This is a genomic window from Micromonospora sp. NPDC049359 (assembly GCF_044466585.1).
Lineage (GTDB): Bacteria > Actinomycetota > Actinomycetes > Mycobacteriales > Micromonosporaceae > Micromonospora.
In genome coordinates this window covers 67,725-82,518 of the sequence record NZ_JBITMW010000018.1, presented here as the reverse complement: position 1 = coordinate 82,518, position 14,794 = coordinate 67,725, and the positions used below count along the sequence as shown (strand labels likewise).

12 protein-coding genes are annotated in these 14,794 nt (G+C 71.6%); 10 read left to right on the top strand and 2 right to left on the bottom strand.

Going from position 1 to position 14,794, the window contains the following annotated elements; translation table 11 throughout:
• Positions 1–101: 101 nt before the first annotated feature.
• From truB to dapB, 6 genes are all read left to right on the top strand, one after another.
• A complete protein-coding gene (gene truB, locus ACIBTX_RS30980) occupies positions 102–986 on the top strand; it encodes a tRNA pseudouridine(55) synthase TruB (RefSeq protein ID WP_396833349.1) in 885 nt (294 codons plus the stop codon).
• Between the two features lie 114 nt (positions 987–1,100).
• Positions 1,101–2,030 (top strand): bifunctional riboflavin kinase/FAD synthetase, encoded by a 930-nt coding sequence (locus ACIBTX_RS30975; RefSeq protein ID WP_357122443.1) that lies wholly within the window; start codon positions 1,101–1,103, stop codon positions 2,028–2,030.
• Positions 2,031–2,221: 191 nt separating this feature from the next.
• A complete protein-coding gene (gene rpsO / locus ACIBTX_RS30970) occupies positions 2,222–2,491 on the top strand; it encodes a 30S ribosomal protein S15 (protein WP_007456699.1) in 270 nt (89 codons plus the stop codon).
• Positions 2,492–2,717: 226 nt separating this feature from the next.
• Positions 2,718–5,108, top strand: a complete 2,391-nt coding sequence (locus ACIBTX_RS30965) for a polyribonucleotide nucleotidyltransferase (protein WP_357122447.1) — start codon at positions 2,718–2,720, stop codon at positions 5,106–5,108.
• A 47-nt stretch (positions 5,109–5,155) separates the two neighbouring features.
• A complete protein-coding gene (locus tag ACIBTX_RS30960) occupies positions 5,156–6,553 on the top strand; it encodes a pitrilysin family protein (RefSeq protein WP_363660444.1) in 1,398 nt (465 codons plus the stop codon).
• Positions 6,554–6,613: 60 nt separating this feature from the next.
• Entirely contained in the window at positions 6,614–7,366 is a 753-nt protein-coding gene (dapB, locus tag ACIBTX_RS30955; protein WP_357393707.1) for a 4-hydroxy-tetrahydrodipicolinate reductase, read from the top strand.
• Between the two features lie 221 nt (positions 7,367–7,587).
• Here dapB and ACIBTX_RS30950 read toward each other — a convergent pair whose 3' ends face one another.
• The gene (locus ACIBTX_RS30950) at positions 7,588–9,693 is read right to left on the bottom strand and encodes a glycogen debranching N-terminal domain-containing protein (RefSeq protein WP_396833348.1); all 2,106 of its coding nucleotides are present in this window, start codon (positions 9,691–9,693) and stop codon (positions 7,588–7,590) included.
• A 145-nt stretch (positions 9,694–9,838) separates the two neighbouring features.
• On the opposite strand from ACIBTX_RS30950, the gene ACIBTX_RS30945 reads away from it, so the two are divergent.
• The 4 genes from ACIBTX_RS30945 (at position 9,839) to ACIBTX_RS30930 (ending at position 14,181) form a co-directional block, all read left to right on the top strand.
• A complete protein-coding gene (locus ACIBTX_RS30945; protein ID WP_357393711.1) occupies positions 9,839–10,825 on the top strand; it encodes a substrate-binding domain-containing protein in 987 nt (328 codons plus the stop codon).
• A 25-nt stretch (positions 10,826–10,850) separates the two neighbouring features.
• Positions 10,851–12,098, top strand: a complete 1,248-nt coding sequence (locus ACIBTX_RS30940) for an extracellular solute-binding protein (protein ID WP_357122462.1) — start codon at positions 10,851–10,853, stop codon at positions 12,096–12,098.
• Positions 12,099–12,173: 75 nt separating this feature from the next.
• The gene (locus ACIBTX_RS30935) at positions 12,174–13,295 is read left to right on the top strand and encodes a sugar ABC transporter permease (protein ID WP_357122465.1); all 1,122 of its coding nucleotides are present in this window, start codon (positions 12,174–12,176) and stop codon (positions 13,293–13,295) included.
• 1 nt (position 13,296) lies between these two features.
• Positions 13,297–14,181, top strand: coding sequence for a carbohydrate ABC transporter permease (locus tag ACIBTX_RS30930; RefSeq protein WP_357122468.1), 885 nt, complete (start codon positions 13,297–13,299; stop codon positions 14,179–14,181).
• A 10-nt stretch (positions 14,182–14,191) separates the two neighbouring features.
• Here ACIBTX_RS30930 and ACIBTX_RS30925 read toward each other — a convergent pair whose 3' ends face one another.
• Positions 14,192–14,785 (bottom strand): GNAT family N-acetyltransferase, encoded by a 594-nt coding sequence (locus ACIBTX_RS30925; RefSeq protein ID WP_357122471.1) that lies wholly within the window; start codon positions 14,783–14,785, stop codon positions 14,192–14,194.
• Between the last annotated feature and the right edge of the window lie 9 nt (positions 14,786–14,794).

The following is a 14,794-nucleotide window of genomic DNA, read 5'->3' as shown; positions in this document are numbered from 1 at the left end:
CGAACCAGCGAATCGGCCGGACCTGCGCAAGCGGAGGCTCCGGTCACGGCGGGCGTGCCCACGCAGCGCGCGGTCCGGGTCGTCTGGCAGGCTTGGCCGACGTGAGCACCGATGGTCTGATCGTCGTCGACAAGCCCGGCGGCATGACGTCGCACGACGTGGTGGCGCGGATCCGCCGACTGGCGAAGACCCGGCGGGTGGGACACGGCGGCACCCTCGACCCGATGGCCACCGGCGTACTGGTGATCGGCGTCGGCCGTGCCACCCGGCTGCTGACCTACGTGATCGGTGCGGGCAAGAGCTATACCGGCACCATCCGGCTGGGGCAGGCCACCGTCACCGACGACGCCGAGGGCGACGTGATCGCCACGACCCCGGCCGGTCACGTCACCGACGAGGCCGTCCACGCCGCGCTGACCGCGCTGAGCGGCGAGGTCGACCAGGTGCCGAGCGCCGTCAGCGCCATCAAGATCGACGGGCAGCGGGCGTACAAGCGGGTACGCGACGGTGAGCGCGTCGACCTGCCCGCGCGTCGGGTGACCATCTCCCGGCTGGAGGTGCTGGCGATCCGCCGCGGCGAGCCGGACGTGGTGGACGTGGACATCGACGTGACCTGCTCCTCGGGCACGTACATCCGGGCCATCGCCCGGGACGCGGGCCTGGCCCTCGGTGTCGGCGGGCACCTCACCGCGCTGCGCCGGACCGCGGTGGGTGGCTTCGCCCTCGCCGAGGCGGCCACCCTCGAACAGCTTGAGGAGCGCGCCCCGGAGGTGGTGAACCTGCCGCTCGACGCGGCGGCCGACCGGTTCTTTCCCCGCCGTGACGCGACCCCTGACGAGGCGAAGGTGCTCGGCCACGGCGGGCCGCTGGAGCCGGCCGGCATCGCCGGGCCGTACGCCGTGTTCGGCCCCACCGGAGGTCTGATCGCTATCGTCAGCGAGCGGGACGGCCGAGCCCGCGCGGAAATCGTGCTCGCCCCGGCCTGACAGCCGGCGCTGGCGCATCGCTCTGCGCACGGCGCGCGTCGATCAGCGTTAACAAGGTGCCCTTCCTATGCACCAGGCGTTAGGAGGGGGCCCTTCCTTACGGAGAGGAACGGCATGCAGCGGTGGCGGGGGTACGACGCGGCGCCCGGAGGATGGGGGCGCTCGGTCGTCACCATCGGCGTCTTCGACGGCGTGCACAAGGGGCACCAGGCGACCATCGGACACGCCGTGGCCCGTGCCCGGGAGCTGGGCGTGCAGTCCGTGGTGGTCACGTTCGATCCGCACCCGGCCGAGGTGGTCCGCCCCGGCTCACATCCCGCGATCCTCACCGAGCCGGGCCGCAAGGCCGAGTTGATCGAGGCCCTCGGCGTGGACGTGCTGTGTGTGGTGCCGTTCACTCCCGAGTTCTCGCGGCTGCCGCCCGAGCAGTTCGTGCACGACATCCTGGTCGAACACCTGCACGCGGCGCTGGTGGTGGTCGGCGACAACTTCCGCTTCGGGCACCGCGCGGCCGGCGACGTGGCACTGCTGGAGCGGCTGGGCCAGACCTTCGGCTTCGGTGTGGAGGGCAGTCCGCTGATCGCCGCGGCCGGCACGGTCTTCTCCTCCACGTACATCCGCTCCTGCGTCGACGCGGGCGACGTGGGCACCGCGGCGGACGCGCTGGGGCGCGCGCACCGGGTGGAGGGCGTGGTGGTCCGTGGTGACCAGCGCGGCCGGGTGCTGGGCTTCCCCACCGCGAACCTGCTCTGCCACCGGTACGCGGCGGTGCCCGCCGACGGGGTGTACGCGGCCCGCATGATCCGCCGGGGCCAGCCCGAGCCGCTGATGGCCGCGGTGTCGGTCGGCACCAACCCGACCTTCTCCGGCCGGGAGCGGCGGGTCGAGGCGTACGCGCTGGACTTCTCCGGTGATCTCTACGGCGAGCGACTGGCGCTGGACTTCGTGACGCACCTGCGCGGTCAGGTCCGGTACGACTCGATCGAGCCGCTGATCGCCCAGATCGAAGAGGACGTCGAGCGCACCCGACGCGCGCTGGGCTGACCATCCGGGGGGCCACGCGGGGCCTTGGCCGGGTGTTACCGGCGGGTGCTGGTAGTCTTGCGGAGACGTCGGGTGACCGGCGTGGGGCCTCGCGTGCCTGCTCGACGCCGCGGGTGCGAGGAACCGGTCCGTTCCCGGTCTCATCGGGACGACGGACACCTACTTGATCAACCCACCGAAACAGGGAGAACATGGCGCTCGACCAGGAAGCCAAGGCCAGCATCCGCGCGGAGTACGCGACCGCCGAGGGCGACACCGGTTCGCCGGAGGTCCAGGTCGCGGTCCTCACCAAGCGGATCGCCGAGCTGACCGAGCACCTGAAGGTGCACAAGCACGACCACCACAGCCGCCGAGGGCTGCTGCTGCTGGTCGGCCGTCGCCGTCGGCTGCTCAACTACGTCCAGAAGAAGGACATCGCCCGCTACCGGACGCTCATCGAGCGGCTCGGTCTGCGCCGGTGACGTGACGGGGGAGCGGCCGTACGGCGGCTCCCCCGACCCGCGTCCCACCTGAAAGAAAACGGGCCGCGCGACCACCCGAGAGGGAGCCGGTCAGCGTACCGGTCTCCGGTAGTGGCCCCCGGGAACCCGGCAGCACGCCGGCCACCCGGGCGCTTCGATCGAAGACCGGCCGGCTGAGCAGCTCCCCGACGTCGTGGGCCCACGACGCGAAGGAGCACGACAGCACATGACCGAGACCAAACTCGGCACCGAATCCCGCACCGCCGTGATCGACAACGGGGCCTTCGGCACCCGCGAGATCACCTTCTCCACCGGTCGGCTGGCTCGCCAGGCCGCCGGTTCCGTCATCGCCCAACTGGGCGAGACGGTCGTCCTCTCCGCCACCACCGCCGGCAAGCAGCCGAAGGAGCAGTTCGACTTCTTCCCGCTGACCGTCGACGTCGAGGAGCGGATGTACGCCGCGGGCCGCATTCCCGGCTCGTTCTTCCGCCGCGAGGGCCGGCCCAGCGAGGACGCCATCCTCACCTGCCGCCTGATCGACCGGCCGCTGCGCCCGTCGTTCGTCAAGGGCCTGCGCAACGAGGTCCAGGTCGTCGAGACCATCCTCGCGCTCGACCCGGCGCACCCGTACGACGTCGTGGCGATCAACGCCGCCTCGATGTCGACCAAGCTCTCCGGTCTGCCGTTCTCGGGCCCGATCGGCGCGACCCGCGTCGCGCACATCGACGGCCAGTGGGTCGCCTTCCCGACCCTGGAGGAGCTGGCTCGCGCCACCTTCGACATGGTCGTGGCCGGCCGCACCCTGGAGGACGGCGACGTCGCGATCATGATGGTCGAGGCCGAGGCCACCCCGAACGCCGTGACCCTGATCGCGGGCGGCGCCACCGCGCCGACCGAGGAGGTCGTCGCCAGCGGCCTGGAGGCCGCCAAGCCGGCCATCCGCGAGCTGTGCCGGGCGCAGGCCGAGCTGGCCGAGGTCGCCGCCAAGCCGGTCGCCGAGTTCCCGGTCTTCCTGGACTACCAGGACGACGTGTTCGACGCGGTCGCCGACGTGGCCCGCGCCGAGGTCGCCGAGGCGATCACCATCGCCGGCAAGGCCGACCGCGAGGAGGCCCTGGACCGGGTCAAGGCTCGGGTCGCCGAGGAGCTGGGCGCTCGGTTCGAGGGTCGGGAGAAGGAGCTGTCCGCTGCCTTCCGGTCGCTCACCAAGTCCGAGGTGCGCAACCGCGTGCTGCGCGAGCAGGTCCGCATGGACGGGCGTGGCCCGCGCGACATCCGGGCGCTGACCGCCGAGGTCGGCGTGCTGCCCCGGGTGCACGGTTCGGCGCTGTTCGAGCGCGGCGAGACCCAGATCCTGGGCGTCACCACGCTGAACATGCTCCGCATGGAGCAGATGGTGGACACGCTGTCCCCGGAGAACCGCAAGCGCTACATGCACAACTACAACTTCCCGCCGTACTCGACCGGTGAGACCGGCCGGGTCGGCTCGCCGAAGCGGCGCGAGATCGGCCACGGGGCGCTCGCCGAGCGGGCGCTGATTCCGGTGCTGCCGTCGCGCGAGGAGTTCCCGTACGCCATCCGGCAGGTCTCCGAGGCGCTCGGCTCCAACGGCTCCACCTCGATGGGCTCGGTCTGCGCGTCGACGCTGGGCCTGCTCTCCGCGGGTGTCCCGCTGAAGGCGCCGGTCGCCGGCATCGCGATGGGGCTCATCTCCGACGAGGTGGACGGCAAGACCCAGTACGTGACGCTGACCGACATCCTCGGTGCCGAGGACGCGTTCGGTGACATGGACTTCAAGGTCGCCGGCACCCCGGAGTTCGTCACCGCGCTGCAGCTCGACACCAAGCTCAACGGCATCCCGTCGGACGTGTTGGCCGCCGCCTTGCAGCAGGCCAACGAGGCCCGGCAGGTCATCCTCGGTGTCATGAAGGCGGCGATCGAGGCTCCGGCCGAGATGTCCGACTACGCGCCGCGGGTCACCACCGTCAAGATCCCGGTCGACAAGATCGGCATGGTGATCGGCCCGAAGGGTCAGACCATCAACGCGATCCAGGACGAGACCGGCGCCGAGATCTCCATCGAGGACGACGGCACGATCTACGTCGGCGCCACCAACGGCCCGTCGGCCCAGGCGGCCGTCGACCGGATCAACGGGATCGCCAACCCGACGCTGCCGAAGCAGGGCGAGCGCTTCCTCGGCACGGTGGTCAAGACCGCCGCGTTCGGCGCGTTCATCTCGCTGCTGCCGGGCCGCGACGGCCTGCTGCACATCTCCAAGGTGGGCGACGGCAAGCGGGTCGAGCGGGTTGAGGACTTCCTCAACGTCGGCGACCGGGTCGAGGTCGAGATCGCGGACATCGACGCCCGCGGCAAGATCTACCTGGACAAGGTCCGCCCGGAGGGCGCCGAGGCGCCGGCCGCTGGTGAGGCCGCGGGTGGCGACCGCCCGTCCGGCCGGGACCGGGGCGACCGGGGTCCGCGTGACCGGGGTGACCGCGAGCGTGGCGGCGACCGGGGCGGGCGTGGCCCGGAGCGTGGCGGCGAGGGCGGCAACGGCGGCGGCGAGGGTGGTGGCGACGGCGGCGAGCGTCCGCGTCGCCGGACCCGGCACAGCTGACCACCAGCACCTGTAACACCCACCCCTCGTCGAACCGGGAGCACCACGTGAGTCGGGCCTTCAGTGCGCCGTTTCCACCGGATCGACGGGGGGTGGCACCGTCTCGGGACACCGCGGCGGGCCGCTCCGGCGGCACCGCCCGCGCGGTCACGCGGACGCTCAGCGACGACCCGCTGGGCGGCACGATACGACGTACCGTGCTGCCCAGCGGCCTGCGCGTGCTCACCGAGGCGATCCCGGCGATGCGCAGCGTCTCGTTCGGCATCTGGGTGGCGGTGGGCTCGCGGGACGAGACCCGTCCGCAGGCCGGCGCCGCGCACTTCCTGGAGCACCTGCTCTTCAAGGGCACCCACAAGCGGACCGCGCTGGAGATCTCCTCGCAGATCGAGGCGGTCGGTGGTGAGACGAACGCCTTCACCACGAAGGAATACACCTGCTACTACGCCCGCGTGCTGGACGAGGACCTGCCGCTGGCGATCGACGTGATGTGCGACCTGGTCGCCGACTCCCTGCTGGAGCCGGCCGACGTGGAGACCGAGCGTGGCGTGATCCTCGAGGAGATCGCCATGCACGACGACGAGCCCGGTGACGAGGTGCACGACCTCTTCGCCCAGGCCGTCTACGGTGACCACCCGCTGGGTCGGCTGATCTCCGGTACCGAGGAGACCGTCACGCCGATGACCCGCCGGCAGATCCAGACCTTCTACCGGGGTCGCTACACGGCGCCGCAGATCGTCATCGCCGCCGCCGGCAACCTCGACCACGCCGCCGTGGTCAAGCTGGTCCGGCAGGCAGTGCGGGGCACCCCACTGGACAGCGACCCGGCCGCGCCGGCCGCACACCGCGCGGCGACCCCGGCGGTACGCACCAAGCCGGCCACCACCGTGGTCGAGCCGAAGGAGACCGAGCAGGCGCACGTCATCCTCGGCTGCCCCGGCATCGACCGGCTCGACGATCGACGTTTCGCCCTCGGGGTGCTCAACAACGTGCTCGGCGGCGGCATGTCCAGCCGCCTCTTCCAGGAGATCCGCGAGCAGCGCGGCCTCGCGTACTCCGTCTACTCCTACGCCAGCCAGTACGCCGACAGCGGCCTGTTCGCCGTCTACGCCGGGTGCGCCCCGGGCAAGGTGGACGAGGTGCTGGCCCTGACCCGCGCCGAGCTGGCCCGGGTGGCCGCCGACGGGTTGACCGAGGCCGAGGTGGCCCGGGGCAAGGGGATGAGCAAGGGGTCGTTCGTGCTCGGCCTGGAGGACACCGGCTCGCGGATGAGTCGACTGGCCAAGGGGGAGCTGCTCTACGGCGACCTGATGCCGGTGGACGAGCTGCTCCGCCGGGTCGACGAGGTCACCGTCGAGGACGTGAACACCCTCGCCGCCGAGTTGCTGAGCCGGCCGATGTCGCTGGCCGTCGTCGGTCCGTTCGGCGAGGGCGACTTCTCCGGCTGAGGCCGGTCGGGATCTGTCCCGGCCGGAAGGACACGTCCCGATTGGGATAGGTTGTGCCCCGTGACTGACGAGCAGGAGAAGACCCGGGTCGGCGTGTTCGGTGCCCGTGGTCGGATGGGCGTCGAGGTCTGCAAGGCCGTGGACGCCGCTGACGATCTCGAACTGACCGCCGCGGTCGACCAGGGCGACGATCTCGACGCCGCGTCCGCCGCTCGGGTGGTCGTCGACTTCACCACGCCGGACGTCGTCATGGACAACCTCCGGTGGTGCATCGCGCAGGGCATCCACGCGGTCGTGGGCACCACCGGCTTCACCGAGCAGCGGCTGGCGCAGGTGCGTGGCTGGCTGGCCGACAAACCCGAGGTGGGCGTGGTCATCGCCCCGAACTTCGGTATCGGCGCGGTGCTGATGATGCAGTTCGCCGCGCGGGCCGCCCGGCACTTCGAGTCCGTTGAGATCATCGAGCTGCACCACCCCGGCAAGCTGGACGCCCCGAGCGGCACCGCCACGCACACCGCCCGGCAGATCGCTCAGGCCCGCGCCGAGGCTGGCCTCGGCCCGGTTCCGGACGCGACGAAGGACGAGGTGCCGGGCGCGCGGGGTGCCGACATCGACGGGGTACGCGTGCACGCGGTACGCGCCACCGGTCTGGTCGCCCACCAGGAGGTGCTGTTCGGCGGCACCGGCGAGACGCTGACGATCCGGCACGACTCGTACGACCGGGTGTCCTTCATGCCCGGCGTGCTCCTGGCCGTCCGCGCCGTCCGCACCCGCCCCGGCCTGACCATCGGCCTGGACCCCCTCCTCGCCTAACCCCCCAGCGCCGACGCTCCTCCGCGATCTTGCAGTTCCTGTCGCGACAAAGGCGGCATCCTCGCCCATCTCGGCAACACAAACCGCAAGATCGCGCAGGGCGGGGCGGGCCTCGCCTCCCCGTCGGCGTCGATCATGGAGTTGTGGTGCCCCGTATTTGGGGCAGGTGTGGAGCTTTCGCTCGCCACGACTCCATGATCGACGGGCTGGGAGGGGCGAGGTTAGCTCGGGAGGGGGGATCGGGGGGTGCGTTGGGTGGGGAGGATTGGGGCGGTTAGGGGGGTGGGGAGGCCGGTTACCTCGGCTTCGCCGACGTGGTTGACGGTGACACTCACCGGGGTGCCGGCTACCCGGAGGTTGGTGGCGCGCACCGCGCCGAAGTCGGGGCCGGCCAGGGGGGCTACGCGGACCGTGCCGCCCGGCACGTCCGGGTAGAGGCCCGTCGCGGCCTGAAGGAGCAGGACCGCGCCGGCCGCGGCCCACGCCTGTGGACGGCAGGCCGCCGGGTACGGCACCGGGCGGCGCAGCAGCGTCCGGTCGTCGCCGCCGTACAGTTCGGGCATCCGGTAGTCGAACGCCTCGGCCGCCGAGAGCAGCCCTTCGGCCAGGCCGAGCGCGGCGTCCCGATGCCCGCCGCGAGCCAGCCCGGCGAGCACGATCGCGGTGTCGTGGGTCCAGATCGAACCGCAGTGGTACGACAGCGGGCTGAAGCCGGCGTCGTCGGTGGACATCGTCCGTAGCCCGAAACCGCCGGCCAGCGTGTCCGTGGTGAGCAGGCGGGCGATCTGCGCCTCCTCGTCGGCGTCGAGCAGACCGGTGCCGAGCAGGTGACCGATGTTGCTGGTCAGCGAGTCGACGGGGCGCTTGTCCCGGTCGAGGGCCAGGGCGGGCTGCGGGCCGTACCGGCCGTCGACCCAGAAGCTCTCCCGGAACCGGCGGGCGAGGGCGGCGGCGTGTTCGCGCCAGCGGTCCGCGCCGGGGCGGCCGAAGGCGTCCAACAGTGCCGCGCCGTTCACCGCCGCCTCGTGCGCGTACGCCTGCACCTCGGCGAGCACGATCGGCGCGGTGGCCAGGCTGCCGTCGCGGAAGCGTACGGCGTCGCCCGAGTCCTTCCAGCCCTGGTTGGACAGTCCGTGCCCGGTGGTGTCGATGTACTCGACCAGGCCGTCGCCGTCCGGGTCGGCGTGGTCGCCGAGCCAGCGCAGGGCCGCCTCAAGGTGCGGCAGCAGCGGGGTGACCTGCTCGGCGGGCAGGCCCCAGCGCCACGCGTCGTGCAGCAGGTTGATCCAGAGCATGGTGGCGTCGACGGTGCCGTAGTAGGCCGGCGGCAGCCGGAGCCCGTCGTCGGGCAGCGTGAACTCGTGGCGGCGCAGCTCGTGCAGGATCTTGCCGGGCGCCTCCCCGGTGCTCGGGTCGACGCGGGTGCCCTGGCGGCGGGCCAGGACGCGCAGGGTGCCGGCGGCCAGGTCGGTGCCGAGCGGCAGCATCATCCGGGCGGCCCAGAGGCTGTCCCGGCCGAACAGGGTGAGGAACCAGGGGACGCCAGCGCCGAGGAAGACGTCCCCGGGAGCGCCGGTCTCGGCCAGCCGTAGCCCGCGCAGGTCGTCGAGGCCGCGGTCGAGGAGACGGACCAGCCGTCGGTCGTCGGCGGTCACCTCCGGTCGGGCCCACTCCGGCTCGCCGGTCGGGCCGACCACCACGGCGCGGGGGTCCGCGACGGCCAGCCGCCAGCGCAGCACCGTCTCGCCGCGCGGAGGCAGGTCGATCGGCCAGGCCAGCCGGGGCGCGGTGGCCCGCTCGTCGGTGGCGAGCACGGCGGCGTCCGGCGCGGTGACGGTGACGGTGATCCCGTCGGCGGCCCAGGTGAGCAGGCCCGGCTGGCCGGTCTTGGCCTCCAGTGGCGCGGCGGCGCCACCGGACTTGACCACCTCGATGGGCGCCAGGTCGCAGGCGAGGTCGACGCTGACGGTGGCCCGTACGCCGACCGTGGCGGTCGAGACGATCCGCAGCTCCTCGGTGAGGCCGTTGTGGGTGGCCCGGCGGGAGCGGTCGACGCGGACGGTGGGGTCGGGAGTGGGATCGCCGAGCCAGCGGGCCAGAGCCACGAAGCGGGCGCCGTGTGGGCCGTCCTCGCCGTGGGTGAGCCCCTCCAACTCCTGGTCGTCCACGCGCAGCTCGGCCCGGGAGAGCACGCGGGCGTCGGCGTGGAAGACCCCCTGGACGCCGGTCGGGCGGATCTGTCCGGTCGCGTCCCCCAGCGCGCTGGTGGGGGCGAGCACCACCCCCACCAACTCGTGCAGAAGGGGTTGCAGCTGGCGGTCGGTCACGGTGCGGCTCCAGATCATCGGGGTGCGGGGCGGATGTCTTGACAACGCGCCCCGGGCGGTGCAAAGTGCGAAACATTCCAGAAACTTGAACGATCTAATCCTGCACTATCCGAATTGGATCGTTCAAGACGGCGAGAGGGATTAAGTGCCTGAAAAGGTAACCATCGCGACGGTGGCCCGGCACGCCCGAGTGAGCCGCCAGACGGTCTCCAACGTGCTCAACACCCCGCACATCGTGCGCCAGGAGACCCGGCAACGGGTCGAGGACGCGATCGCCGCGCTCGGCTACCGGGCCAACCAGGCCGCCCGGCAGATGCGCACCGGCCGGTCCCGACTCATCGCCGCCCGCATCGAACCCACCCGCGACGGCATCAACGGCTCCGTGCTCGACCGCTTCCTGCACGGCCTCACCGAGACCGCCGACGCCGCCGGCTACCGGGTGCTGCTCTACACCGCCACCGACGACGAGCGGGAGATCGCCACCTACGACGACCTGCTCGGCACGTACGAGCTGGACGCGTTCGTGCTGGTCGGCACCAAGTACGGCGACCCGCGTACCGCCTGGCTCGCCGAGCGGGAGGTGCCCTTCGTGACGTTCGGTCGGCCATGGGACGCGCTCGACGCGCATCCCTGGGTCGACGTGGACGGCGCGGCCGGCACCGCCGCGGCCACCCGGCACCTGCTGGACGCCGGGCACCGGCGGATCGCCTTCATCGGCTGGCCGACCGGTTCCGGCGTCGGCGACGACCGGCGTGCCGGCTGGCGCGACACGCTGCACGCCGACGGCGTCGACCCCACCGGACTGCACCGGGAGACCGAGGACGGTGTCGCCGAGGGGGAACGCCTCATGCGCGACCTGCTCGCCGCCGAGACGCCGACCGCCGTGGTCTGTGCCAGCGACTCGCTCGCGCTCGGTGCCCTGCAGGCGATCCGCGACCTCGACCCGCCGGTGTCGGTGATCGGCTTCGACGACACGCCGGTGGCCGCCGCCATCGGCCTGTCCAGCGTCAGCCAACCACTCGGCGAAGCCGCCGCCCGCTGCGTGGACCTGCTCACCGGCGTCCTCGACGGCAACCAGACACCCACCCCTGTGCTGCTCGCGCCCTCACTGGCCCTGCGGCACACCGCGTAACCCACCCCCCCACCAGGAGAAACCCATGGCACCCAGAACCCTCACCCGGGCAGCGGTCGCCGGCCTCGCCGCCGTCGCGCTGCTCGGCTCCGCGGCCTGCGGCAGCGGCTTCGACGACTCCGGCGACGCCGCCCAGTCCAGCGGCCCGGCCAACCTGCAGATCCTCATCGGCTCCTCCGGCGACGCCGAGACCAAGGCCGTGCAGGACGCCGCCGCGAAGTGGGCCAGCAGCTCCGGCAACAGCGCGACGGTCACCCCGGCGCAGGACCTCACCCAACAGCTCGGCCAGTCCCTCGCCGGCGGCACCCCGCCGGACGTCTTCTACGTCGACGCGGCCCGCTTCGCCGACTACGCGAGCGTGGGCGCGCTCGAGCCGTACGGCGACAAGCTCGCGGACAAGGGCGACTTCTACGAGAGCCTGCGCACCACCTTCACGTACGACGGCAAGCTCTACTGCGCTCCGAAGGACTTCTCCACCCTCGCCCTGCAGATCAACACCGACCTGTGGGCCAAGGCCGGGCTGACCGACGCCGACGTGCCGACCACCTGGGACCAGCTCACCGCGACCGCCCAGAAGATCAAGGCGAAGGGGCAGGTGGCCCTGGCGCTCGGCGACACCCGGGACCGGATCGGTGCCTTCCTGGTGCAGAACGGTGGCTGGCTGATGAGCGAGGACGGCAAGCAGCCCACCGCCGACAGCGCGAAGAACCTGGCCGCCCTGGAGTACGTCAAGACCCTGCTCACCTCGGGTCTGGCCAAGTACCCGAAGCAGCTCGACTCCGGCTGGTCCGGCGAGGCGTTCGGCAAGGGCAAGGCCGTGATGACGATCGAGGGCAACTGGATCAAGGGCGCCATGCAGAACGACTTCCCGAACGTGAAGTACAAGGTGGTGGCGCTGCCGGCCGGGCCGGGTGGTCAGGGCACCCTCTCCTTCACCCAGTGCTGGGGCATTGCCGCGAAGAGCAAGTACAAGGACCAGGCGATCAAGTTCGTCGAGGCGATGACCAGCGGCGAGCAGCAGCTGACGTTCGCCAAGGCGGTCGGCGTCATGCCGTCCCGGCAGTCGGTGCGCGACCAGTACACGGCTGCCTTCCCGGCCGACAAGGTCTTCATCGACGGCGCCGCGTACGCCCAGGGCCCGGTGAACGCGCCGAAGATGGACAGCGTCCTCAAGGACCTCGACACCGGCCTGCAGGGCCTCGCCAACGGTGACCCGAAGACCGTGCTGCAGAACTTCGACAAGAACGCCAAGGCCGCGCTCGGCGGCAGCTGACTCGTTAGGAAGGGCCCCTTCCTATGCACTAGGCGATAACAAGGGGCCCTTCCTTCAGTAAAGGGGGTGAGGACGATGGCAACCGAGACACTGACCGCCGCGGTCACCGCGCCCGGCGCGGGCCGCCGCCGACGCCGTCGTGGCGTTCGCGGCAACGAGAACCTCGCCGGCTGGCTGTTCGTCGCGCCGGTGATCGTCATCCTGGGGCTGTTCCTGCTGCTGCCGATCCTGATGGCGTTCTGGGTCAGCCTGACCGACTGGAACGGCCAGGGCAGCCCGTTCACCGGCGACGTCCCGTTCGTCGGGGGGCACAACTACACCCGGTTGTTCACCGAGGACGGGCTGGCTCGCCGCGACTTCATGACCAGCATCCGCAACACCATCTACTACGTGGCGATCGTGGTGCCGGCGCAGACCGTGCTCGCGCTCGGGTTGGCGCTGATCGTCAACAACCGGATGCTCCGGGGCAAGAGCTTCTTCCGCAGCGCCTTCTACTTTCCCTCGGTCACCAGCTCGGTCGCGATCAGCGTGGTGTTCCTGTTCCTGTTCGCCAACTCGGGCGCGGTTAACGCGCTGCTCGGCTTCGTCGGGATCGACGGACCGGAGTGGTTCGCCGACTCCCGGGGCGTCCTGCACCTGCTGTTCGGCGCGGTCGGCGTCGACACGCCCCCGACGGCGCTGACCGGCGGCGGCCCGTTCGGGCTGAGCTGGTGGGACTGGCTGGCCGGCCCGAGCGTCGCGATGACCTCGATCATCACGCTGGTCGTCTGGTCCACCTCCGGCACGTTCATGTTGATGTTCCTGGCCGGACTGCAGAACGTCCCGGTGACCCTCGACGAGGCGAGCACCCTCGACGGCGCGTCCCGCTGGCAGCGCTTCCGTCACGTTACGCTGCCGATGATCAGGCCGACCACCTTCCTGGTGCTCACCCTCGGCCTGATCGGCTCCTGGCAGGTCTTCGACCAGGTGTACGTCATGAGCCAGGGCGACCCGGCCAAGACCACCCTCACCCCGGCGTACCTGTCGTACCGGACCGCCTTCCGGGACTTCGACTACGGCTCCGGCGCGGCGATCTCGTTCGTGTTGTTCCTGATCATCATCGTGCTCACGCTGGTCCAGCGCCGCGTGCTGGCCGAGCGGGACACCGACCGGCCGCGTCGCGGCCGGTGGCGTCGGCGCGTACCGGAGAGGTCCTGAGATGGCCGTGCTCACCGACCGCCCGGCGGGGCCCGCGCGCGGTGACCAGCGCGGGGCCCGCACGCTGGCCACCCGCTTCCTGGGGTACGCGACGCTGGTCTTCTTCGGGTTGGTGTTCCTCTACCCGTTCGTCATCCAGATCGCCAGCTCGCTCAAGACCGAGCCGGACGCGGCGGCCAACCCGCTCTCGCCGTTCCCGGACCCGCTCACCCTGGCCGGCTTCGAGCGGATCTTCGCGGGCACCAACTTCCCGCTCTGGCTGGGCAACTCGCTGCTGGTGACCGTGCTGGTCACCGTCGGGCGGGTGTTCTTCGACTCGCTCGCCGGGTACGCCCTGGCCCGGCTGCGGTTCGCCGGGCGCGGCGGGTTGTTCGCGGCCGTCATCGCGGTGATGGCGGTCCCCGGTGTGGTCCTGCTGATCCCGAAGTTCCTGGTGCTCAACCAGCTCGGCATCTACAACAGCTACGCCGGGCTCGTGGTGCCGCTGCTGGCCGACGCGGCGGGCGTGTTCATCATGAAGCAGTTCTTCGAGTCGATCCCGGTGAGTGTGGAGGAGGCCGCCCGCATCGACGGGGCGAGCATCTTCCGCACCTTCTGGTCGGTGGTGCTGCCGATGGCGAAACCGGCGCTGATCACCCTGACCATCCTGTCGTTCCAGGGCTCCTGGAACGAGTTCCCGCACAGCCTCGTGTCGGTGCAGGACCCGGACCTGTTCACCCTGCCGCGTGGCCTCGCCGACCTGGTCAGCGGCTCGCTGGGCAGCGGCAACCAGTACCCGCTGAAGCTGGGCGCGGCGCTGCTCGCCACCATTCCCGTGGCGATCATCTTCGTGGTGTTCCAGCGCTACTTCGTCCGCGACGCCAACGACGGTTCGGACAAGGGCTGACCCGGCCGGGTCACTCGCCGGGGCTGTCCTCGGCAAGTGGCTCGGCCGGTACGGCCACGTGCAGGCGCACCTGAGGCACCAGCATGTCGTCGACGTCCAGCGCCCGCGCGGCGCCGTCGGGTTCCCAGCCGGTGCTGGTGAGGAACTTGCGGGTCGCCTCGTCGCCGTCGAACGCCCAGGCCACCGCCCGAGCCATCCCGTCTTCGCGCCACAGGTCGACGGTGGCGGCGAGCAGCCGGCTGCCGTGCCCACGCCGACCCCAGCGCGGTTCGACCAGCAGGTCGGTCACCGCTGCCACGTCCGGGCCCAGGGCGTCGGCCGGCTCACCCGGGGCCAACGCCTCGCCGTCGGCCGGGCCGGAGGCGGCGAACCCCACCAGATACGATTGCTCGGCCTGTTCGACGGCGACCAGCACCCGGTGCGCGCCCGAGGGCGGCTCCAGCACCGCGGCGCTCCACCGCCGGGCGAGGAACGCCTCGTCCAGGTTGTCGAGCACATGCCGAGGCAGGATCCGGCGGTACGCGACCCGCCAGGTCGCGAGCTGGATGCGTGCGATTTCGCCGGCGTCCTCGGGACGCGCCGGGCGGACGTACCCGAGAGCCATGGGACGGAA

What these genes read in the sequence shown, in the direction of transcription:
- ACIBTX_RS30940 (WP_357122462.1), top strand. Translation starts at nt 10,851, where the DNA reads ATGGCACCCAGAACCCTCACCCGGGCAGCGGTCGCCGGCCTCGCCGCC.
- ACIBTX_RS30935 (WP_357122465.1), top strand. Translation starts at nt 12,174, where the DNA reads ATGGCAACCGAGACACTGACCGCCGCGGTCACCGCGCCCGGCGCGGGC.
- ACIBTX_RS30925 (WP_357122471.1), bottom strand. Translation starts at nt 14,785, where the DNA reads ATGGCTCTCGGGTACGTCCGCCCGGCGCGTCCCGAGGACGCCGGCGAA.
- ACIBTX_RS30930 (WP_357122468.1), top strand. Translation starts at nt 13,297, where the DNA reads ATGGCCGTGCTCACCGACCGCCCGGCGGGGCCCGCGCGCGGTGACCAG.
- rpsO (WP_007456699.1), top strand. Translation starts at nt 2,222, where the DNA reads ATGGCGCTCGACCAGGAAGCCAAGGCCAGCATCCGCGCGGAGTACGCG.
- ACIBTX_RS30965 (WP_357122447.1), top strand. Translation starts at nt 2,718, where the DNA reads ATGACCGAGACCAAACTCGGCACCGAATCCCGCACCGCCGTGATCGAC.
- ACIBTX_RS30975 (WP_357122443.1), top strand. Translation starts at nt 1,101, where the DNA reads ATGCAGCGGTGGCGGGGGTACGACGCGGCGCCCGGAGGATGGGGGCGC.